The sequence below is a fragment of the Marixanthomonas sp. SCSIO 43207 genome, from assembly GCF_019904255.1.
Taxonomy (GTDB): Bacteria; Bacteroidota; Bacteroidia; order Flavobacteriales; family Flavobacteriaceae; genus Marixanthomonas.
Genome location: NZ_CP063203.1, coordinates 2440231 through 2463437 on the forward strand (window position 1 = coordinate 2440231; position 23207 = coordinate 2463437).

Sequence of the window (23207 nt, forward strand, 5' to 3'; positions counted from 1 at the left end):
AAAACAAATATACGATATGAGCGACATAAAAGTACTATGGGTAGATGATGAAATAGATTTGTTAAAACCACATATTCTCTTTCTAGAAAAGAAAAACTATACAGTTACCACCGCACAAAGCGGAACCGAAGCATTAGAAGAAATAGCAAACGACACTTTTGATATTGTTTTTTTAGACGAAAACATGCCGGGACTTACAGGTCTAGAAACGCTTTCTGAAATAAAAGAACAACGAGCTTCACTTCCGGTAGTAATGATTACCAAAAGTGAAGAAGAATATATTATGGAAGAAGCTATTGGGTCAAAAATTGCCGATTACCTTATTAAACCTGTTAACCCCAACCAGATTTTATTGAGTTTGAAGAAAAACCTAGATCATTCAAGATTGGTTTCTGAAAAAACGACATCTAGCTATCAACAAGAGTTTAGAAAAATAGCTATGGATATGTCTATGATTAATTCTTGGGAAGGTTGGGTAGATTTATATCAAAAATTAGTGTATTGGGAGCTAGAGCTTGAAGATATTGAAGATACCGGGATGTTTGAAATTTTAGAATCTCAAAAAACCGAAGCCAACACACAGTTTTGCAAGTTTATTGATAAAAATTATCCAGAATGGTTTAAAGACCAAGAAGACGCCCCTGTGATGTCACATACGCTCTTTAGAGATAAAGTAATGCCACAATTAAAAGATAATAGACCTACTCTTATGGTAGTGGTTGACAATCTTAGGTATGATCAGTGGAAAGCTTTTGAGCCGTTTATTGCAAATGCGTATAAAAAAACTTCAGAAGAAATGTTTTGTAGCATTTTACCTACCGCAACACAATATGCTCGAAATGCTATTTTCTCAGGTTTAATGCCTAGCGAAATGGAAAAACTTCATCCAGACCTTTGGTTAAACGATACAGATGAAGGCGGAAAAAACATGAATGAAGATAAATTTTTTGAAGCGCAGTTAAAACGTTTTGGTCTAGATTTAAACTGGAGCTACCATAAAATCTCTACTTTAAAACAAGGTAAACGCTTAGCAGAAAATTTTAAAAGTCACAAAGATGAAGACTTAACCGTTGTGGTTTATAACTTTGTAGATATACTTTCCCATTCAAAAACCGAGATGGAAGTTATCAAAGAACTAGCATCAACAGATAAATCATACCGTTCATTAACTCAAAGCTGGTTTAAAAACTCACCATTGATGGAGGTTATTCAACAAGCATCTCAACTTGGCTTTAAATTAATTCTCACAACCGATCACGGTACTATTAATGTAAAAAACCCTTCAAAAGTAATTGGAGACAAAAACACAAGCTTAAATCTACGTTACAAAACCGGCAAAAGCCTTACGTATGAAGATAAAGATGTGTTGGCTGCTAAAAACCCAAAATCTATCAATTTACCTTCCATAAATATGAGTAGTTCCTTTATTTTTGCAAAAGGAGATTTGTTTTTTGCATACCCTAATAATTATAATCATTACGTGAGTTATTACAGGAACACATATCAACACGGAGGCGTTTCCCTAGAAGAAATGATCATTCCGTTTGCGATATTAGAGCCTAAATAACAATTATTTGTAAGAAATTTCTTTATTTATTACTTTTAATCGATTTTATTAGCTATTTATCGGATAAGTAGTTTATATTTGATCGCAACCTAAATTATGGAAATCACCTACACATTAAACGACTTACAGCAAGTAGCTGATAAAGTGTTAACTACTGTAACAAGTAAGCACTTGCTTTTTGATGGTGCTATGGGAACAGGAAAAACTACATTAATTGCTGCTTTAGCAAAAAAACTAGGAGTTTCAGAATCCATTTCCAGTCCAACATTTTCTTTAGTCAATGAATATCAAACACACGATGGAATTATTTACCATTTTGATTTTTATAGAATAGAAGATGAAAAAGAAGCGTTGGATATAGGTGTTGAAGAATATTTATACTCAAATGAATGGGTGTTTATAGAGTGGCCGGAAAAAATTAAATCATTGCTTCCTGAAAAAAGCAATACAATAACAATAACAAAGAATAAAAACGGAAGTAGAACTTTAAGTATTATGCCAGTGAAATAAATTGCAATACTACTATATACTATTTAGCCTTAACTTTTAAAAACTGCCCCAAATTGCATTATTTTTTAAGCAGGATAATTATTGCCAAAAATAACCTATAAAGATACGGCTAACTTATTTGGAATACATGTTTGATTTTGTGTTAGGTTTGTACTATTAACCTCACAAAAACAAACATTATGAAATTAACAAAGTACTATTTAATCGTTGCAATTTTCGGAGCTGCTTTATTTGTATCTTGTACACCTGAAAGCATTGAAGATGGACAAACAGAACAACAAATTAAAAGAGACCAAATCCGAGTACCACAAAACGGATAAGAAATCTTTATTTGTAGGAGGTATAGTTGTTTTTTTAATAGCTATTACCCCCTTTTTATTTTATACTTATGAAAGTTTCCCAGACGCGCAAGTTTGGGAAACTTCTTTATTTACAATAACCACAGCTTTTTATGATTGGTATACCTTTGCCTGGCATTTCTTTGGAAAATTTATACCATTATACCTTCTACTGTTATGGTTTTTTACTTGTAAACATTGGTGGCACTGGATTATATTAATCCCAATATCAATGTATTCGTTTCAATTATGGGGAATCATAAATGAAAGTAACAGTTTAGACGAACTAGAATTATATTACATCATACCATTAATGATGGTTTTGGTTCCTGTAGTTTATCTTATTCGCGCAAAACTCTTCAACAAAGTACGAGGTGATGATTTAAAAGAGTTTGAAGAAGATTTGATGGTGAAGAAATCTATTTGGCAACAGATAAAAGATTTATTCCGATAATTTTCCTTTTTCACAATCTTTTAAATATGTAACTTAGGACTACTAATAAAAAACCATTATGACAGAGTCCAAATCCCCTTTTACAAAAGCACAACTCATACCCCAAGAGGAAACGTTAGAAGTGACTCGTCAAAAAGGCGCTTTGTTTATTGGTATTCCAAAGGAAACTTATTTTCAAGAAAAACGTATTTGTTTAACTCCAGATGCTGTTGCAGCTGTGGTTGCAAATGGTCACAAAGTTTTAATTGAAAGTGGTGCAGGAAAAGAATCCGGTTTTTCCGATAAAGATTACAGTGAAGCTGGAGCTCAACTCACCAAAGACACAAAAAAAGTTTTTGGATGTCCTTTTATTTTAAAAGTAGAACCTCCTACTCTAGAAGAATTAGATCTTATAAACCCCAAAACAGTTCTTATTTCTGCCTTACAACTCAAAACAAGGCAAAAAAAATATTTTGATATTCTGGCTAAGAAAAAAATCACCGCGCTAGCTTTTGAGTTTATTAAAGATGAAGATCACAGTTATCCTGCCGTAAAAGCCTTAAGTGAGATTGCTGGTACTGCTTCAGTATTAATTGCTTCTGAAATAATGGTAAATGCAAAAAAAGGGAACGGACTCCTATTTGGAAATATAAGCGGGGTTCCTCCAGTAGAGGTTGTAGTTATTGGCGCAGGTACCGTTGGTCAATTTGCTGTAAGATCTGCTTTGGGTCTTGGCGCCAATGTAAAAGTATTTGATAGTTCTATTACCAAGTTGCGGGCTTTACAATCTGCAATAGGTCAAACTTTTTACACCTCTACCATTCAACCAAAAAATTTACTAAAAGCCTTAAGACGTTGTGATGTAGCTATTGGTGCCGTGCGCGGAAAAAATAGATCGCCAATTATTGTTACTGAAGCAATGGTAAAGAAAATGAAAAAAGGTGCTGTAATTATTGATGTTAGTATTGATATGGGCGGATGTTTTGAAACTTCAGATATGACATCACACGATACGCCTACACAAATTAAACACAATGTGGTTCATTACGGGGTTCCCAATATTCCTGCTCGATACCCAAAAACGGCTTCTATTTCAATAAGTAATATTTTTACGCCTTACTTATTAGAAATTGCTGAATGCGGAGGTCTTGAACAAGCCATTCGTTTTGATGGTGGATTAAAAAATGGTTTGTATTTTTACCGCGGAATTTTAACAAACAAAGCGGTTGCAGATTGGTTTGATATGTCTTACAGTGACATAAACTTACTTTTCTTTTAATAAAGATATTTTTTTTCATGAAATTAATTCACAGAATTGCCTACTATTTGGGAGGTTTCGGGATAGGCTTAATCATTCTTTTTTTCTTTTTAGGCGGAAAAAAAACTTCTTGTGATTATGGTCCTGAAGCTCGAACCTTGAAAAACATTCGCATAAAAGAACGCGCTTTTTCCGAAGAAACTATCGTGTTTTTACAACAAAAAGAACTCGATACTTCTATTGTTTCAAAAATTTTAAGTGACGGAGACGTTCTGTTTTCAGAAAGTAATACAGATTTAGATTCTTGTAAGATTTACAATATAGAAAATAAGGTTTCAGAAATGATCTTAAAAATTACGGTAGAGAACTGCAGCAACCTAGCTACAATTCAAAATATTGAAGAAATAAAGGAATAATTTATAAAATCCCTCTACGCTTTCTTTCCTTTTTCAAAAGGAGTAATTCACGGCTTGTTTGTCCTGCAACCGAAGTATTTTCTTCTGCTCTTCTTATTAAGTAAGGCATTACATCTTTTACCGGGCCAAAAGGCATATACTTTGAGACATTAAATCCTTCACTAGCAAGGTTATAACTTATATTGTCACTCATTCCGTAAAGTTGACCAAACCAAACTCGATCATCATTTTTATCTAAGCCTTTGGCTTTAATGATTTCCATTGCTAAATAACAGCTTACCTCGTTGTGCGTTCCTAGATATAATGTAATGGTTTCAAGGTTGTCTAGAATATATTTTGCAACTTTATTAAAGTTATCATCGGTATCTTTTTTACTAGCACAAATAGGTGTTGGGTATCCATTTTCTTCGGCACGCTCATGTTCTTTTTCCATATAAGCGCCACGCACTACTTTAAAACCTAATCTAAATCCCTTTTCTTTTGCTTTTTTATGGAGATCTAATAAATATTCTTCTCTATCCCAACGATAGCATTGCAGTGTATTAAATATAACAACTCTTTCTTTGTTGTATTTTTCCATCATTTGCTCACAAAGTTCATCTGCAGCTCCTTGCATCCAAGATTCTTCTGCATCAACCAATAAGGAGACACCGCAATCATCAGCTGCTTTACAAACAGTTTCATAACGCTCCACTATTCTATCCCATTCTGCTTCTTCTTCTTGAGTAAGTTTTTCATTTTCAGTTTTCTTTCTCCACAACTCAAACCTTCCTAATCCTGTTGGTTTAAAAACAGAAAACGGCATTGCTTTTTTATTTTTTGCAAATTTGGTAAGTTCTACAATTTTATCTACCGTTTTATCAAATTGCTTTTCATCTTCTTTTCCTTCTACCGAATAATCTAAAACCGAATGCACATTGGCTTCATATAGAGCATCAACTGTGTTCATACAATCTTTCTCACTTACTCCACCACAAAAATGATCAAATACAGTTGATCGTATAAGCCCTTCTACAGGAAGATTTAAGTTTAACGCAAATTTTGTTACGGCTGTACCAATACGCACAAGCGGTTCATTTGCTATCATTTTAAATAAAAAATATGCGCGCTCTAGCTCTGCATCAGATTTTAATTTAAAAGCAATTTCGGTATTATTAAAAAGTAAATTAGTTTCCATATAAAAATAATCTGCGCAAATATAGTTAGATTTGACGTTGATATAATACCCGAACCTACATTTTAGCAAAGGATTGAGATGAAAAAAAGATTAAATAAAATCTATGGAGACACAAACGCTTGGGAAAGCTTTAATAGTCAATTAGATATACTAAAACCTACCAAAATTTTCATTTTAACAGATGAGAATACTAAAGAGCATTGTTTTGATGTTTTTTTAACAAAAACAACTCATAATCACAATATTCACTCATTGACAATACCTGCCGGTGAAAACCATAAAACTATTGTTACGTGCTTACATCTTTGGAATCAACTTTCAGAAATGGGTGCAGATAGAGACAGTTTACTTATCAATCTAGGCGGTGGTGTAGTTACAGATATTGGTGGTTTTATAGCATGCACATATAGACGTGGTATTTCTTTTATAAACATACCCACTTCCCTACTCGCAATGGTTGACGCATCTGTTGGTGGAAAAAACGGAGTAGATTTAGGTAACTTAAAAAACCAAATAGGAGTAATTAAAACTCCCAATCAAGTAATTATAGATACTGCATTTTTAAACACCTTACCTCCAGATCAAATGACTTCCGGTTGGGCCGAAATGCTCAAACACGGACTTATTTATTCAGAAGAATATTGGGATAAAGTAAAAAATTTTACCAATAATGATATTGAAGAGGCAAACAACCTAATTTGGGAGTCAATATGCATTAAAAATGAGATTGTTACAGAAGATCCTTATGAAAAAGGAAGACGCAAAACATTAAATTATGGACATACGTTAGGACATGCAATAGAATCTTACTTTATGCACGCTTCAGAAAAAAACACTAAAAAAAACGAGCTGTTACACGGTGAAGCAGTTGCTATTGGTTTAATTCTAGAAACGTATATATCATCACAACTATTTAATTTTTCAAAAGAAAGACTAGATGAAGTTACTACAATTATCAATTCTCACTTCAGAAAAGTAGAATTTAATGAAGAAGATATTTCTGAAATAATTAAATTGCTTATTTACGATAAAAAAAACAAAGGAGACTCCATTTATTTTGTATTACTTAACGATATTGGAGATTTTAATATAAATTGTACAGTAGAAAACAGCTTGATTTATGAGGCATTTGATTATTATAAAAATTTCTGAAATTTAATTTTGAAATAACATAATCTCTTATATTTTTGAAGCATATAATTTGACAAACCAACATTACATATAATGAAAAGAGTTATTGTAGATTACAAAAAACTAACACCTGAAATACTATCACTATTAGTAGATAAATATCCCGATGGATATGATGATGACCAAGTAATTCGTTTTAAAAATGCGAAAAATGAAACAATTGAAGCTGTAGAAGTGCGTACAGATGATTCAATTTACTTAGTGAAAGTAAGTTCACGTTTAGAAAATACAATGGCATCATTTGAAGAAGATGATTATGATGAAGAAGATTTTACAGACCCAATTGCTGAAATACCTGAAAAACCAATGCCCGGCGATGAGGAAGAATAAAAAATAAACAAAAAAAGAGGTGAAAAATTCACCTCTTTTTTTTATAATATTTACTTCTACATTACGCGTGTTGTAATGTATGTTTACCTTCTTTAATTTCTTCAATTAATTTTGAATTAAAAGCTGGTAAATCATCAGGATTTCTACTGGTTACAAAACCTTCATCTACTACAACTTCTTCATCTACCCATTCTGCTCCAGCGTTAACCAAGTCATCTTTAATTGAATTGAAAGAAGTCAATTTTCTTCCTTTTACAACATCTGCAGAAATTAAAACTTGTGGTCCGTGGCAAATAGCTGCAACCGGTTTTTTCTGTTTAAAAAAATCTCTTACAAAACTTAATGCATTCTCATTTCTTCTTAGTTTATCAGGGTTGATAACGCCTCCTGGCAAGACTAATGCATTGTATTGATCTGCGTTTACGCTATCAATTGTTTTGTCTACGGTGTATTCTTTTCCCCAGTTTCCGTCGGCCCAGGCTTTGATAGATCCAGAGTTTTCGCTTACAATATCTACTGTAAAGCCTTCTTTTTCCATCGCTTCTTTTGGTGACTTTAATTCTGATTCTTCAAATCCATCTGTAGCGATAATTGCTATTCTCTTTTCCATAGTATAAATTTTTTGTTATTAATTTTAGTATAAAGATACCTTATGATTAAAAGGCTTCCAAAACTTTCATATTAATGTTATACTAAAGATTGTTAAAGGTAATCTAACTGTTTTTTAAGCGCTCAGTTTTTTTACGGTCATCTTCAATTTTCTCCTTATAAGCCCTCAATTCTGCCAGTTCTACTTCGTATGACGGTATTGCGTGTTTGGTAGGTGTTATTTGTATGTTTCTGTGCAATGCCCAATTTACAGTTAATTCGGCTCCAAAAAATAAAATAAGACAGGTATAATACACCCATAGTAGGATTAAAACAACGCTTCCGGCTGCTCCATAAACCGAAGCAGGATTTGCTTGCGAAAAGTAAAACCCTAAAATATACTTTCCTATTAAAAACAAAAAGGATGTAAATAGAGCGCCTAGCAGAGTAGTTTTCCACTTAATTTTCACATCTGGTAAAATAGTAAATATTGAAGCAAAAAGAGCTGTTATAAATACTTCGGAAATAATAAAATTTAAAATTGTCACCACTACAGATGAAGCTTCAGAATAATACGCACTTAAATAATTACTTATCGCCGAAATTGCCGCTGAAATAACCAAAGCAATTAATAATAATAATCCAATTGCCAAAACCAATCCAAATGAAGTAGCTCTTCTTTTTAATATATTCACAAAGCCCTCTTCTTTTGCTCTTACACTCCAAATATCGTTTAACGCTTTTTGAAGTTGAAAAAACACACCGGTAGCCGAAAAAATAAGCATCCCTATTCCTATGCTTATGGTAAAAATAGAACTGTTTTCAATAGTAGCATTTGCGATCATAGTTTCTATAGCTTTTGCACTTCCTTGACCTATTAACCCTCCTATTTCTTCAGTAATTTTTCCTTGTACTGCTTCTGGGCCATAAAAAATTCCAGCTATATGAACTGTAATCATCAACAATGAGGGCAAAGAGAATAAGGCATAATACGCTATTACAGCACTTTTTGCCCAAGGATCATTTTTATCCCAACTGAGATAGGTTTGTTTGAGAAATAAAAACAGCTTTATCATACATAACGCTCCTTAATAATATTTATATGATGAATCTCGTGACCAGCAATTATGTAACCTGCCGCACTTACAGAAAGTGGTTTACCGTTTGCTTTTCCAATTTTAGTTAAAGAGCCTTTAGAAAAGCTATTGAAAAGACTAAAGGTAGCATCTCTTACAGTTTTATATTCATCGAGTAAACTTTTTACAGAGCGAGTATTTGCTTCAGAGTTGGCTGCAAAGAGATTTTCATCAAAATCAGACAAATCTGCATTTTCAGATCGTGCAATACGTAAAATTCTATAGGAAAAAACCCGCTCGGTGTCAATTACGTGAAGTAAAACTTCTTTAGGTGTCCATTTTCCTTCAGCATATTGATAATTCCAAGTTTTTTCAGGGAAAGATTGATAAAAGTTTAAAGCCATTTCTTTTCCTACTAATAATGCCTTTTCAATAGAGGTTTCATTAACAAGGTTTATATATCTTTTAAAATAATCGTGATAATGAGTTGGCGGAATTTCTGAAGGTTTCATAGAAAATATTTTATCACTAAATATAAAAAAACCCTTTGCTATTTCAACAAAGGGTTTTCAAAATAAAAAAATAAATATCGTTTAGCTTTGAATATCTTTAAAGATAGAGTGCATTAATCGTTTTTTATCGTTAATGCTTTCTTCTAAAGAAATCATCGTCTCAGTGCGCGTTACACCTTCAATATCATCTATTTCATAAATAATGTTTTTTGCGTGACTTGTATCTTTTGCACGTATTTTACAGAATATATTAAACTTTCCTGTTGTTACGTGAGCAACAGTCACGAATGGAATTTCGTTAATACGTTCTAATACAAAGTGTGTTTGAGAAGTTTTTTGAAGAAATACGCCTACATACGCAATAAAAGAATACCCAAGTTTTTTATAATCAAGTTTTAATGATGAACCGGTAATAAACCCCGCATCTTCCATTTTTTTAACTCGTACGTGAACGGTTCCTGCAGAAATACCTAGTTTTTTTGCAATATCTGTAAATGCTGTTCGAGTATTTTCGATAAGCATATCAAGTATTTTGTGATCAGTTTCGTCTAATTTAAATTTTGCCATAGCTCTGTGTTTTTTCGCGCGCAAAAATACTAAGTTTTTCGTAAAAAATAAACTTATTTATTATAAAATAATCTCTTTACCTGTATTTTTATAACAAATTGTATATATTTTATCGTCTATATAGATATTTTCTTGAGAATTTATCAATATCATTTCCTTGCCTATGTCAATAATTTTATGCGCTAAAAGGTGTTCCTTAGGACTTAACTCCTTGATAACCGGGATGAAATCAATAGACTTTTCACTTAAAACCTCTTCATATTGAATAGCTATTGAAATATAAACTCCTGGTTTTACCTGCACATTCTGCAAGAGAATATCGCAATAGTTTTTTTTATTTTCAGGAATATTAAAGTATTCATCGTAGCTGGTTTGAGATGCTGTGTCAGGTTTTAAAATTCCGAAGACATTTAAAAGAGCATAAAATATAAATTCTCTTGTTTTTTCACGTTGATAATCATCTGGATAATGCCCCGCTTCAAACAAAATTGTAGGCACTCTTAACGAAGTAAATCGATCACCCACGCAATTACTGTTAAATGTATCGTCATAACGCCCTACTTGATCCGGAATAAGATCTTGAAGTAAGTTATTCATTGCTACAATATAATTCATAGCCTTTTTACGCGCTGGAGTCACGCTTCTGCTAGAATTTGCAGCAGGAGATAAAAACGATACAGTAGCCGGTTTATTTGTGTTTAAACCATAAATAGTACGTTGGTCATGTAAATTAAGACACAAATCTGGAGTAACTTCTGTAAAAACAGCATCTAAAAAACTGCTTTCCTTTTGAGTAAGTTGCTTCGCATCCCTATTAAGGTCAATATTATTTGCATTATTGCGAGTATAAAGCTCTGCTCCATCAGGATTGAGCATAGGGATTAAAAACAAGGTATTTTGATCTAGAAACTTTAAAATTTCATTTTGATATACTTTTTCTTGTTCTATAAATTTTAAAAAATCAAAAACAGCTTTGGTAGTTGTAGATTCATTTCCGTGCATTTGAGACCAAGCTAAAATTTTATGAGGCCCATTTCCTATTTTTAAAAGCGGAATGTTCTTTCCTTTTTCTGAAACACCATACTTCAAAATTTCAACACGCGGACTTTTTTTAAGTAACGGTTCAATGTGTTCAAAGGTAATATACCGTCCTTTCAATGCCGATTTAAAATGAGTTAAATACTGATTAACAATTTCCATATAAATTTATCTGTTTACAAAAATAAACAATGCTATGTTTACCAATGTAAACATATTTTTAGGTCAGTTTGTTTTACACTGTAAACAAAAACTAGCCAAGTTTGTGCTTTTAAGGTAATCAAATAAACAAATCAAATTAATTTATTTAATAATCTATTTATCAATATATTATAGCAATCAACTTAAACAATAAGATTAATATATTTTAACGTTTTTAGGATGTTTTTTTGATACTAAAATAAAATATTTTACATTTGTAAACGTTATTCTTTTAGAACCTTTGTTACAATGGTAAACAGCTCAGATTTTACAAAAAGATTGGAAAAAATCATCGAATATTATGGTTTATCTGCCACTGCTTTTTCTGAAGAGATTGAGTTTAACCGCTCCACTATTTCGCATCTTTTATCAGGAAGAAACAAACCAAGTTTAGAATTTGTAATGAAAGTAGTGCAAACTTTTCCTGAGGTAGAATTGTATTGGTTATTAAATGGAAAAGGATCCTTCCCCAACTCTGAAAAACAAGAAACAAAAAATTCACCTGCACAATCTATTCCCAAAAAACCAGAATCTGATATTTCAAATAAAATAACTGAAGCTACTCAGCAAGCACATGAAAAGACAGAATCTTCAAATTCAAAAAAAATTGAGCGTATCGTGGTATTTTACACCGATGGTTCGTTTAAATCTTATTCAAATTAAATAAGCTATTACGCTCGATAATTTGACAAAAAAATCAGAAATTTGCGTAGAAATTCTATTGTATGCGTTTTTTTATACTTCTTGTCATTTCTTCCCTACTTGTAGGTTGTTACGAACCTGAACGAAATTGCAAAAAATTTAAAACCGGCAAATTTGAGTTTAAAGCTCTTGTTGGTACAGAATTAAAAACGACCACCTTTGTGCGTAACGATTCTATTGAGGTTGACTATTATGAAGGAAAAGCAGATACTTCTAGCATTCGCTGGATAAATGACTGTGAGTACATTGTAAAAAAAATCAACCCAAAAAATAGAGCCGAAGAAAAAGCGATTCATATGAAAATCTTAACTACAGATGGCAATGAATACACTTTTGAGTACAATGTTGTAGGGCAAACTACTCGTAAAAAAGGAGTTGCAGTTAAGGTACAATAGAGATTTTATCAGCTAGGTTATTTTTTAAAGTACTTTGCCAATAAATACAGTAATCTTTTTTGGTCTATTGGTTTTATAAGATACTCATCCATCCCTACTTTTTTACCTTTATCAATAGCTTCTCTAGTTACATCTGCCGAAAAGCCGAAAATCACAGTATCGTTGTTATAAAGCCTGATTTGTTCCACTATCTCAAAACCATCAATATTGGGCATATGTACATCCATAAAAATAAGGTCATACTTGGTTGTGTTCACTTTATCAAGGCATTCTTTACCGCTTAAGGCAATGTCAGCATTTAAACCAGATTGATCGAGCATTTTCTTTAAAACTATAGTGTTGATTTTATTGTCATCAACAATCAATGTTTTTATTCCTGTTAATTTTAAATACTCAATCTCTTCTTCAGAAAAGTTGTCTGCTATAGGAAATGATAATTGTACATTAAATTCAGTTCCTTTATGTACTTCACTTTTTACAAGTATAGATCCATTTAAAAACTCAACCAATCCTTTAGTTATTGCAAGTCCTAGCCCACTACCACTGTGTTTTTTTCTAGTTCCATCATCAACTTGAACAAACCTATCAAAAACCAAAGGAAGTTTCTTTTCTGAAATACCAATACCGGTATCTTTTATGGTAAAATTGAATTGTAAGTTATCATCAATTACTTCTTCAAAATAATCAACTTGAATACTTCCTGAATTGGTAAATTTTATGGCGTTATTTAAAAGATTTGTAAATATTTGAATGGTTTTTGAATGGTCACCCACAACCATAGAAGAAGGTTCTTCTGGAAAGTTTACTATATATTGCAGCCCTTTATTGCGTATTTCGGGTTCATAGGTTTTTACAATTTTTTGCAATGTATCCTTTGGTTGAAAATAGGATTCTACCAATTCTGTTTTTCCCATTTCAATTTTATCAATATCTAAAATGTCATTCACCAATGATAAAAGCGATTTTGAAGAATTTCGTAAAAGCTGTACATAGTTTTTATTTTCATCACTCATATCGTCTATATGAATAACATCGGCAAGTCCCAGAATGGCATTAAGCGGGGTACGAATCTCGTGACTCATATTTGACAAAAACTGAGTTTTGGCATTTGAAGCCTTGAGCGCTTTTTCTTGTTCCTTTCGTATCTTGGTATTTAATTCTTTTAAAGCATTATTGGTAGCGAATAATTGTTTTGCTTTTTCTTGAACTTGTAAGGAGAATAAAGCCAACAAACCTATAAGTACAGCCAATATCAATCCAAATACCAATGCAGCTTTTTGCACAAACTGCCTTTCATTGAGTCCTTGATTTCCGCTGAAAGAAAAATTAAAATTCCAGTTTTTTTTATCAAACTCATCTACTGTTATTACAGAATTAAATATACTTGAGCTGTCTGTAACTTTATTCTTTATGGTATTGTAGCTGTAAAAAACCGTTCCAATATTATCTTCAATAGTTATTGAGTATTGTTCATTTATATTTGAGCTTATTGTATTAAACGGGTCTTCAAAGTCCATTCCTGCTGTTATGGTTCCTTGAAATTTTCCATCATAATATATTGGCACATCTACCAAAAACAAATCTCCTCCTTGAGTCAAAGCTACCCAATTAGTGATGTTTATGGTATTGTTACGGGTGTTTTCCAGCCAGTCTTCATATCGATAATCTAGCTCTGTAATGTCTAGATTGATAACTTTTTTATTTTCTTCATATGGAACAACAGACCTAATAACACCAGTACTGTCAATAAACTCTACAAACTTAACTGCTGAGTTTTGTTCAATGATTCTATTAGCATCATTTTGCCAATACTTAAAATAAGCGCCTTTACTTTCAACGATGCGCTCTTTAAGATTTTCTAAATAGGTTATATTATCGAAAACTGTTTTTTCAAAGTTTTTTACAGTTATTTCACTAAGTGATTGAAGTTTTGCGTTATATTCTTTTTCTAATTCTGAATTTGCTCTGAAATAAATAAAAAACGCTAAAAAACTCACTATTAAAAAGATAAATAGTGATATATAATAAAACGCTTTTGAATTTTTTTTCCTCATACCGAAAGAAAAACGCCACAATAATTTACTGATAAAATATATTAGAAAAAATTAATCGCTATTTTTTTGTTTTAAATAACGGTTTTGTTCTTCCATTAATTTCTCAATATTGGAGAGAATTTCTATGTTTTTAGGCGTTTCAACTTCTTTATTTTTAGGGTCTTCAGATTTTCTTTTAAACCTGTTTATAAACTTAATAACTACAAATATGGTAAAAGCAATAATTACAAAGTCTATCAACACTTCAAAAAGTTCACCATAACCAATCGCTACTTCTTCAACAGAGTCTGCAGCTTCTCTTAAAACAAACTTTTTATTTGATAGTTTTACATCATCGGTTAAGAGTGACAAAGGTGGCATTATTACCTTTTTAACCAACGTACTCACTACATTATTAAAAGCGGTACCAATGATAATCCCTACCGCCATATCAATCATATTGCCTTTTATAGCAAAGTTTTTAAACTCTTTAAAAAGTCCGGCCATTTAAAATGTATTTAAAAAAGTGATGTTTGCCCTTCTCCGTCATTATCAGTTTTGTTGTTATCTGAAGCTTTTTGTGACTCTGATGTTTCTTCTGAAGTATCATTATCTTCGGTAACATCTTCTTCATCAACAACATCCATATCTTCTGGAGGTGTTACTTTGGGAGGTGTATATGGCAAGGGATCTAATGTGTTAATTTCCAAAACCTTATCCTTTGTTAATTGGTTTCCTAAAGCAGTAATACCTTTTATAGCTATAAATTCTTCTAGATTAATTTCAAGATTATCTTGACGCTCTTTACCTCTTTGTTTTACAAAAACAACTTCGGCCATGGGACGGTGATCTGTAAAAATCTTCTCAAGGTATGATTTTGAATGGTCTGAAATAATTACTTCTTCTTTATCGGGGTTTTCAATTAAAAATCGTTTTACATAAAACAATTCTTTTTCTCCTTCCCAATAGATAGCTGAAAGTGGTTTTTTGGGTTCCCATTTTTCCAACACAATCATATCATCATCAAAACGTAGGGTTAATTCTGGAATTGCTGTTTTTACTGTACCGTCTTGCTTTACAATCAATAATCTATCTTCACTTCTGAATTCACCTAAAAGCTCTCCTCGGCCATCCATGTTGAGGCGTTGTACAGTATCGTCAAACCAAATTTTCCTTGGTTTTAAAGTTGACAATCCTTTTTCTTTTAATTCTACACGCTTAACAGGATATTTTGTTACGATATTACCTTTTGACCGTCTTCCTTTTACCTTTTGATCGGCAAAATCGAGATCAAATTTTAGTTTTTTAATATTTCCTTTCTGACGTAATAAAATGGTAACTACTTCGGCTTCGCCATTAGGGTTTGCTGTAAAATACAACACCTTACTTCCTTTTTTTCCTTGGGTGAGATCATATTCTCGGTCCCGTGTCATTGAGGTTACAGAAAATCGCTTAACGTAAGTAGTTCCGTTTTTACCATCAAGATAAATCATGTTGTAAATTCGGCGTTTGTCTTTCTTCTTAAATACAGCAACATGTATGATGTTTTTGCCTATAAATGTTTTGGTATCTACTTTGGTAACCATCATTTTACCTTCTTCAGTAAATACTATAATATCATCAATATCACTACAATCTGTTACATACTCATCACGACGAAGACTTGTACCTATAAAGCCTTCTTCCCTATTAACGTAAAGTTTTGTATTACGAATAACTACTTTTGTAGCTTCTATGTCTTCAAAAACACGTATTTCTGTTTTGCGTTCTTTTCCTTCACCATAATCCTTTTTAAGACGCTTAAAATAATCGATAGCATACTCTATTAAATTGTCTAAGTGATGATTTATTTCGGCAATGTTATCTTCAAGTGCGTCAATTTTTTGCTGTGCTTTATCGATGTCAAATTTTGAAATACGCTTGATTCGTATTTCTGTTAGCCTAACAATGTCTTCTTCAGTTACTGCTCGTTTTAGGTGTGTGGTATGTGGTTTTAACCCTTTGTCAATTGCTTGAATTACTCCTTCCCAAGTTTCTTCTTCTTCAATATCGCGGTAAATTCTATTTTCAATAAATATACGCTCCAAAGAAGCAAAGTGCCATTGTTCTTCAAACTCTTGAAGTTTTATTTCGAGTTCGCTCTTTAATAGTTGAACTGTTCTATCTGTAGAACGGCGTAGCATTTCAGAAACACCAATAAAAAGAGGTTTGTTGTCTTCAATTACACAACCTAAAGGCGAAACTGAAGTTTCACAATTGGTAAATGCATAAAGAGCATCAATGGTTTTATCTGGAGAAATACCGCCTGGAATATGGACTAAAATTTCCACCTCTGCTGCGGTATTATCTTCAATCTTTTTTACTTTAATCTTTCCTTTGTCATTGGCTTTTAAAATAGAGTCAATTAAAGAAGAGGTTGTAGTTCCGTAAGGTATTTCAGTAATTACCAGAATGTTTTTATCATACTGACTTATCTTAGCCCTACTTCTTATTTTTCCGCCACGAACTCCATCTTTATAGTCTGTTGCATCCATAATTCCGCCAGTTGGAAAATCTGGAACTAACTGAAATCGTTTGCCTTGCAAGTGTTTAATTGAAGCATCAATTAACTCAATAAAATTATGTGGTAATACTTTTGTAGAAAGACCAACAGCAATACCTTCTGCTCCTTGAGCAAGTAATAACGGGAACATTACCGGTAGATTAATAGGCTCTTTTTTACGTCCGTCATACGAGGCTTGCCAACCAGTTATTTTGGGATTATATACAACATCGAGTGCAAATTTTGAGAGTCGTGCTTCTATATATCGTGAAGCAGCTGCTCTGTCTCCAGTTAAAATGTTACCCCAGTTACCTTGAGTATCAATCAATAGATCTTTTTGCCCAATCTGCACCATCGCATCGGCAATACTGGCATCACCGTGTGGGTGGTATTGCATAGTATGCCCTACAATATTGGCAACTTTGTTGTAACGGCCATCATCCAAATCTTTCATAGAATGCATGATACGCCTCTGCACGGGTTTAAAACCATCTTCAATGGCTGGAACTGCACGCTCCAAAATCACATAACTGGCATAATCTAGAAACCAATCACGGTACATACCGGTAACCTTGGTTATGGTTTCACTATTTTCGTGATTTCCCTCTTGTTGGGGATTTAATTCTTCTTCGTTGTTGAGTTCTTCACTCATAGGGTACTAACGTATTACTTTTTAATAGCTATAGTTTTGATTGTAATGATCGTGTTTGCTCTTAACTAAACCGCAGGTTCTACTTCGTCTAACTCTACTTTCAGGTTTTCGATAATAAATTCTTGGCGGTCTGGTGTGTTTTTTCCCATATAGAATTCTAACAGCTCATCAATACTCATGGCTTTGTCTAGCATTACTGGATCTAGGCGAATGTTGTCACCAATGAAATGTTTAAACTCATCTGGTGAAATTTCACCCAAACCTTTAAATCGAGTAATTTCAGGTTTTGGTTTTAATTTTTCCATGGCATTTCTTCGTTCTTCTTCTGAATAACAATAAATAGTCTCTTTTTTATTTCGAACTCTAAATAATGGAGTTTGAAGAATGTACAAATGTCCTTGCTTTATTAACTCAGGAAAAAATTGAAGAAAAAACGTTATCAACAATAACCGAATGTGCATACCGTCAACATCAGCATCAGTAGCAATCACGATATTGTTATAACGAAGATCTTCCATAGAGTCTTCAATATTTAATGCCGCTTGAAGCAAGTTAAATTCTTCATTTTCATACACAATTTTCTTACTCATGTTGTAGCTGTTGAGCGGCTTACCACGTAATGAAAAAACAGCTTGTGTATTCACGTCACGGCTTTTTGTAATACTACCACTTGCCGAATCTCCCTCGGTAATAAAAAGTGTAGTTTCCAAACGCCTTTCTTTTTTCATGTCTCCCAAATGTACTCTACAATCACGTAGTTTTTTATTATGAAGACTGGCTTTTTTGGCACGATCACGAGCTAATTTTCTAATTCCTTTTAAATCTTTACGCTCACGTTCTGCTTGAATAATTTTACGTTGTAATGCTTCTGCTACTTCTTGATTTTTATGAAGAAAATTATCTAAGTTTCGCTTTACAAAATCATTAATATAGGTTCGTACAGTTGGCAAATCACCACCCATATCGGTAGAACCTAATTTGGTTTTTGTTTGACTTTCAAAAACCGGCTCCATCACTTTTATGCTTATAGCAGAAACAATGGATTTACGCACGTCACTAGCATCATAGTTTTTACCATAAAAATCTCTTATGGTTTTTACCACAGCCTCTCTGAAAGCAGATTGATGGGTACCCCCTTGTGTGGTATTTTGACCATTAACAAAACTGTGATATTCTTCACTATATTGTGATTTGCTGTGCGTTAAAGCAATCTCTATATCGTCACCTTTCAAGTGGATAATTGGGTATAACATGTCTTCTTTTGACATTTTATCCTCTAGAAGATCTTTAAGTCCGTTTTCAGACTTAAATTTTTCACCGTTAAAATCTATTGTAAGTCCCGGATTGAGATATACGTAGTTTTTCAACATTTTTTCTACGTATTCATTTCGGTATTTGAAGTTTTTAAAAATAGCTTCATCTGGAATAAACTCAATACGAGTTCCTTTGCGTTTTCCAGATTCTTCAATTTCTGGGCTGTTTTTAAGTTCACCAAGGCTAAACTCAGCCCATTTATGCTGCCCATCACGTACAGATTCTACTTTAAAAAAAGCAGATAGAGCATTTACAGCTTTGGTACCTACACCGTTAAGACCTACAGATTTTTTAAAAGCTCTTGTATCATACTTCCCTCCGGTATTCATTTTTGAAACTACATCAACTACTTTTCCAAGCGGGATACCACGACCGTAATCACGAACTTTTACTTCTTTGTCTTTTATGCGTACCTCAATGGTTTTTCCGGCACCCATCACAAACTCATCTATACAGTTGTCTATCACTTCTTTAAGTAATATATAAATACCGTCATCGGGTGAAGAACCATCTCCTAGTTTACCAATATACATCCCTGGACGCATTCTAATATGCTCCTTCCAGTCTAACGATCTAATATTATCCTCTGTGTATTTTGTTTCTGACATAAAAAACCTGAATAAGCAATAAATATAGGGTTTAAGCTTCAATTTTGAAACCTGAAAAACCGAAAGTAATTAACAATAATTGATAAAATATTGTTAGTAAGATTTTTAGGATGTATTAACTTTTATTAATTCAAATTCTTTGTAATTTCACAATTAAACACTGTTATATTAATGAGTTATTAGAAAATTTTATGGAATTTATAGATTACTATAAGGTTTTAGGATTAACAAAAACGGCTACTACGGCCGAAATTAAGAAAGCATATCGAAAATTAGCAAGAAAATATCATCCAGATATCAATCCTGATGATACAAAAGCACAACAAAAGTTTCAGCAAATCAATGAAGCGCATGCAGTTTTAAGCGACCCCGAAAAAAGAAAGAAATACGACCAATACGGTAAAGATTGGGAACACGCAGATGCCTTTGAGGAAGCTAAAAGAAAACAACAAGCTTCTAGTGGTTTTGGCAGAGGCCAAAGAAGAACTTACACCACGCGTGGTGGTAATTTTGACGAAAGCGAGTTTTCAGATTTTTTTGAATCTATGTTCGGTGGTTTTTCACGCCAACAACAAACTCACGCTCAATTTAAAGGTCAAGATTACAACGCCACACTTAGATTAAACTTAACTGATATTTTAACAACGCAAAAACAAACTATTGACTTAGGAACTAAAAAAATACGAATTACCATTCCGGCAGGTGTTGAAGATGGACAAACTATAAAAATAAATGGTTATGGAGGCGAAGGTACAGGCGGCGGCCCCAAAGGTGATTTATATATCACATTTGAAATTCTTAATAACACATCATTCAAACGCGACGGAAAAAATTTACACAAAACACAAGAAATTGACCTTTACACAGCTCTTTTAGGAGGAAAAGTAACTATCGACACTCTTACAGGAAAAGTTAAACTTACCGTAAAACCAGAAACACAAAATAACACCAAGGTTAAACTTAAAGGAAAAGGAATGCCTGTTTACAAAAAAGAAGGACAATTTGGAGATTTGATTATAACTTATAAAATTAAGCTGCCAAACAACCTTTCAGAAAAAGAAAAAGAATTGTTTAGTCAACTTTCAAAATTACGTTAATTATGGAACAAACAAAGTATATAAAAGTGATAACATATTGTGAAAAGACTAATATAGATAGTGCTTTTGTAACCACTTTGGAAGAATATGGGCTCATTAAAACAACAGTTTTAAAATCTGAAGTTTGCATTACAGAAGATGACACAACCGAAATAGAACGTATGTTTAGGCTTCATAAAGAACTGGGCGTAAATATAGAAGGGATTGATGTTATTAATCACCTAGTTAAACGCCTAAAAAAAGTTGAAAGTGAATTAAAATCTACTCGTAAAACCCTTTCTTTATACGAGTAAAATTAATCGCTTTCAGGATTTTTATATAAAGTAATATATACGCCTAACTGACTATAGGTTGCAACCTTTTCCCAGTTGTTTTGTAATTGATAAATCTCCTCGTCACTAGTTTTATTTTCAATATTTGAAAAAATAACAAATTTGTTTTCTTGAAGGTTTAACTCCGGAAACATTTCAAACTCCTTTGTAGGTTTTTCCAATCTGGATAGACTTTTACTATTTAATCGCACATTTGTACCAATTATTTGGTGAGACAAATCATTTTCAGATAAATACTGAAGCATTTTCTCTTCCTGCTTATAATAATTTAAATAAGCCAAGCTACTATCCCACGCTTGTGAAATGGTTGTAGGATAAATCCAAAAATGACCAGATACAAACGCAATTACAACTAGTGAAAGCAACCCTTTTTTAATGTTAGTTCGTAAATGAAAGGCAAATAACAAATTGATAAATAAAATGTTTGCAAGAATAAAACAAATAAGCAAATACCTTGGCCCCATTGGGTTTGAAAACGGAACAAATCCTAAAAAGAAAACAACTGCAAACACCAATAATGCAATTAATAATTGTTTAGATTGATGGTCAAGAATCTGTTTTTTACTTCGGAAGACTTTAAAGAGTAAAACCAGTAATGGAATAATAACAGCTAAACGACCAAAGTCTAAAAAGTTTTTAATGTAAGCTGCTGTATTTTTTGCAATTCTAAAAAAAGAGGCCGTTTCACGATGTGAAGCATACGTTTCATTTTTGGTTATTAATACCCAGCCCAATTCATTGTATTGGTATATAAGAAAGACTCCAAAAGCTATTGCTGAAACAACATAAGCAAAAATCATTTTTTTATTAAACACCAATAGATTTTTTCTGGTATAAATAATATGAATAATAATTATTGCAATAAAGCAGTAAATCCCTCTTAAATTGGTAAGTAACAACCCTGAGACCGCGAGAGCCAATAAAAGCCATTTATTTTTCAGTAAAGCGTTTATAGCAAATAGCGTAAAAAACAATAACATCATATCATTATTTAAACTAGTAGTTTGTGCAATTAATGTAGGCTCCAGACAAACAATAAAAAACAAAAAGATAGGAACCATCTTGATAAAACTACGTTTACAAAGCAATAACAACTGATAAAAAACCCCCACATTAACAAGAAGAAGTAATAACCTTGAAGCAAAAAGTGTTTTTCCAAAAAACTGCCAAAAAACAGCCAGACTAACTATCCATAAAGGCGGATGACCAGAAGCATATTCAGTAGGAAGGATTAAACTTGAAAAGTTAGTATCATATATCCAAGTAGCTCTGTTTGCTTTGCTTATTCCGTCCCAAAAAAAAGGAAGATCAACACAAAGTATAAACTCTATTAACAATAGAATTACAATTGCTGAAAAAAGTAAATATTCCTTTTTATTCATAAATAATGAAATACAACACGAAGATACTTTGAATTATACTATTTCAGAAATGTATTATAAAATCACATTAATGCAATGTTAAAATAAAACTGTTCAGCGCATTATAGTTATATATTTAATGGTATTATGAAAAATATCACACTCTTAGTACTCATTTTAACCTCCTTTACAAGCTTTTCACAAGAAAGTAATTCACCATATGAGTGGCAATGGGTTCGTGATGGTATATGGACTGGAGCTGCTTTGGGTACCACAATTACCGGTTACTCTTTAATAATAAACAAAGATGATCTTACTGAAGAAAAGTTGATGCAAGAAGTTGCCAATCAAGATAATATAAACTTCATTGACCGTTGGGCAGTAGGTTATAATTCAGAATCTGCAATTGCGCAAAGCAACATACCGTTTGCTATGTCCTTTGCGTCTCCATTTGTTCTACTTTTTGATGATAACATCAATGAGCATACAGCACAAGTATTAGGGCTTTATTTAGAAAGTCTTTCCACTACCGCAGGATTATACACCGTTACGGCCGGACTAGTAAACCGAAGTAGGCCTTACGTCTATAATGAAAATGTATCTTTAGAAAGACGTTTGATTAATAATGGTCAACGATCATTTTATTCGGGTCACGTTGCGGCTGCAGCTACGGCAACATTTTTTGCCGCAAAAGTTTATAGTGATTTTAACCCAGATAGTCCTGCAAAAGTATGGGTATGGACAGGCGCGGCAGTAATTCCGGCAACAGTGGGATATTTCAGAATAAAAGCTGGACAACACTTTTTGACCGATGTTCTTTTAGGTTATGGTCTGGGTGCTGTAACGGGTTACTTTGTGCCCGAATTACATAAATCTGAAAATAATACAATTGAAGTAGTTCCTAGCGCAGGAATGTCTGCAACAGGAGATTTTTACAGAGGAATTGGGCTACAAATGAAGTTTTAATCT

23 protein-coding genes are annotated in these 23207 nt (G+C 32.7%); 12 read left to right on the forward strand and 11 right to left on the reverse strand.

Annotation, left to right across the window (positions count from 1 at the left end):
• Positions 1-16: 16 nt before the first annotated feature.
• From INR76_RS11440 to INR76_RS11460, 5 genes are all read left to right on the forward strand, one after another.
• Positions 17-1567: a bifunctional response regulator/alkaline phosphatase family protein gene (locus INR76_RS11440; protein WP_223108097.1), complete on the forward strand. Its 1551-nt coding sequence runs from the start codon at positions 17-19 to the stop codon at positions 1565-1567.
• Positions 1568-1663: 96 nt separating this feature from the next.
• Positions 1664-2077 (forward strand): tRNA (adenosine(37)-N6)-threonylcarbamoyltransferase complex ATPase subunit type 1 TsaE, encoded by a 414-nt coding sequence (gene tsaE, locus INR76_RS11445; protein ID WP_223108098.1) that lies wholly within the window; start codon positions 1664-1666, stop codon positions 2075-2077.
• 261 nt (positions 2078-2338) lie between these two features.
• The gene (locus tag INR76_RS11450) at positions 2339-2869 is read left to right on the forward strand and encodes a hypothetical protein (RefSeq protein WP_223108099.1); all 531 of its coding nucleotides are present in this window, start codon (positions 2339-2341) and stop codon (positions 2867-2869) included.
• A 58-nt stretch (positions 2870-2927) separates the two neighbouring features.
• Entirely contained in the window at positions 2928-4127 is a 1200-nt protein-coding gene (locus INR76_RS11455) for an alanine dehydrogenase (RefSeq protein ID WP_223108100.1), read from the forward strand.
• 17 nt (positions 4128-4144) lie between these two features.
• Entirely contained in the window at positions 4145-4522 is a 378-nt protein-coding gene (locus tag INR76_RS11460; protein ID WP_223108101.1) for a hypothetical protein, read from the forward strand.
• A 1-nt stretch (position 4523) separates the two neighbouring features.
• Here INR76_RS11460 and INR76_RS11465 read toward each other — a convergent pair whose 3' ends face one another.
• The gene (locus INR76_RS11465; RefSeq protein WP_223108102.1) at positions 4524-5699 is read right to left on the reverse strand and encodes a proline dehydrogenase family protein; all 1176 of its coding nucleotides are present in this window, start codon (positions 5697-5699) and stop codon (positions 4524-4526) included.
• Between the two features lie 78 nt (positions 5700-5777).
• On the opposite strand from INR76_RS11465, the gene aroB reads away from it, so the two are divergent.
• Positions 5778-6851, forward strand: a complete 1074-nt coding sequence (gene aroB, locus INR76_RS11470; protein ID WP_223108103.1) for a 3-dehydroquinate synthase — start codon at positions 5778-5780, stop codon at positions 6849-6851.
• 72 nt (positions 6852-6923) lie between these two features.
• Positions 6924-7220: a hypothetical protein gene (locus INR76_RS11475; RefSeq protein ID WP_223108104.1), complete on the forward strand. Its 297-nt coding sequence runs from the start codon at positions 6924-6926 to the stop codon at positions 7218-7220.
• 61 nt (positions 7221-7281) lie between these two features.
• On the opposite strand, the gene INR76_RS11480 is transcribed toward INR76_RS11475, so the two are convergent.
• The 5 genes from INR76_RS11480 to INR76_RS11500 form a co-directional block, all read right to left on the reverse strand.
• Complete coding sequence (locus tag INR76_RS11480; RefSeq protein WP_223108105.1) at positions 7282-7830, reverse strand: type 1 glutamine amidotransferase domain-containing protein; 549 nt, start codon at positions 7828-7830, stop codon at positions 7282-7284.
• A 103-nt stretch (positions 7831-7933) separates the two neighbouring features.
• Entirely contained in the window at positions 7934-8884 is a 951-nt protein-coding gene (locus INR76_RS11485) for a YihY/virulence factor BrkB family protein (protein ID WP_223108106.1), read from the reverse strand.
• Complete coding sequence (locus tag INR76_RS11490) at positions 8881-9396, reverse strand: DinB family protein (RefSeq protein WP_223108107.1); 516 nt, start codon at positions 9394-9396, stop codon at positions 8881-8883. Before INR76_RS11490 ends, INR76_RS11485 begins: the two co-directional genes overlap by 4 nt.
• 81 nt (positions 9397-9477) lie before the next feature.
• Entirely contained in the window at positions 9478-9963 is a 486-nt protein-coding gene (locus INR76_RS11495) for an Lrp/AsnC family transcriptional regulator (RefSeq protein WP_223108108.1), read from the reverse strand.
• 60 nt (positions 9964-10023) lie between these two features.
• Positions 10024-11163: a M14 family zinc carboxypeptidase gene (locus INR76_RS11500; RefSeq protein ID WP_223108109.1), complete on the reverse strand. Its 1140-nt coding sequence runs from the start codon at positions 11161-11163 to the stop codon at positions 10024-10026.
• 288 nt (positions 11164-11451) lie between these two features.
• Between INR76_RS11500 and INR76_RS11505 the strand changes: the two genes are divergently transcribed.
• Complete coding sequence (locus INR76_RS11505; protein WP_223108110.1) at positions 11452-11865, forward strand: helix-turn-helix transcriptional regulator; 414 nt, start codon at positions 11452-11454, stop codon at positions 11863-11865.
• 62 nt (positions 11866-11927) lie between these two features.
• The gene (locus INR76_RS11510) at positions 11928-12299 is read left to right on the forward strand and encodes a DNA topoisomerase IV (protein WP_223108111.1); all 372 of its coding nucleotides are present in this window, start codon (positions 11928-11930) and stop codon (positions 12297-12299) included.
• Positions 12300-12316: 17 nt separating this feature from the next.
• Here INR76_RS11510 and INR76_RS11515 read toward each other — a convergent pair whose 3' ends face one another.
• The 4 genes from INR76_RS11515 to INR76_RS11530 form a co-directional block, all read right to left on the reverse strand.
• The gene (locus INR76_RS11515) at positions 12317-14296 is read right to left on the reverse strand and encodes a response regulator (protein ID WP_223108112.1); all 1980 of its coding nucleotides are present in this window, start codon (positions 14294-14296) and stop codon (positions 12317-12319) included.
• A gap of 108 nt (positions 14297-14404) precedes the next feature.
• Entirely contained in the window at positions 14405-14839 is a 435-nt protein-coding gene (gene mscL / locus INR76_RS11520; RefSeq protein ID WP_223108113.1) for a large-conductance mechanosensitive channel protein MscL, read from the reverse strand.
• Between the two features lie 11 nt (positions 14840-14850).
• Positions 14851-17526 carry a DNA gyrase/topoisomerase IV subunit A gene (locus INR76_RS11525; RefSeq protein ID WP_223108114.1) on the reverse strand — a complete coding sequence of 892 codons (2676 nt, stop codon included), beginning with the start codon at positions 17524-17526 and terminating at the stop codon, positions 14851-14853.
• A gap of 65 nt (positions 17527-17591) precedes the next feature.
• A complete protein-coding gene (locus tag INR76_RS11530) occupies positions 17592-19448 on the reverse strand; it encodes a DNA topoisomerase IV subunit B (protein ID WP_223108115.1) in 1857 nt (618 codons plus the stop codon).
• A gap of 191 nt (positions 19449-19639) precedes the next feature.
• Here INR76_RS11530 and INR76_RS11535 point away from each other — a divergent pair, with 191 nt between their 5' ends.
• Positions 19640-20545 carry a DnaJ C-terminal domain-containing protein gene (locus tag INR76_RS11535; RefSeq protein ID WP_223108116.1) on the forward strand — a complete coding sequence of 302 codons (906 nt, stop codon included), beginning with the start codon at positions 19640-19642 and terminating at the stop codon, positions 20543-20545.
• Between the two features lie 2 nt (positions 20546-20547).
• Positions 20548-20838 carry a chaperone modulator CbpM gene (locus INR76_RS11540; protein WP_223108117.1) on the forward strand — a complete coding sequence of 97 codons (291 nt, stop codon included), beginning with the start codon at positions 20548-20550 and terminating at the stop codon, positions 20836-20838.
• Positions 20839-20840: 2 nt separating this feature from the next.
• Here the strand turns inward: INR76_RS11540 and INR76_RS11545 are convergent, their stop codons facing one another.
• Positions 20841-22259, reverse strand: a complete 1419-nt coding sequence (locus INR76_RS11545) for a hypothetical protein (protein ID WP_223108118.1) — start codon at positions 22257-22259, stop codon at positions 20841-20843.
• 126 nt (positions 22260-22385) lie between these two features.
• On the opposite strand from INR76_RS11545, the gene INR76_RS11550 reads away from it, so the two are divergent.
• Positions 22386-23204: a phosphatase PAP2 family protein gene (locus INR76_RS11550; protein WP_223108119.1), complete on the forward strand. Its 819-nt coding sequence runs from the start codon at positions 22386-22388 to the stop codon at positions 23202-23204.
• Positions 23205-23207: the final 3 nt, after the last annotated feature.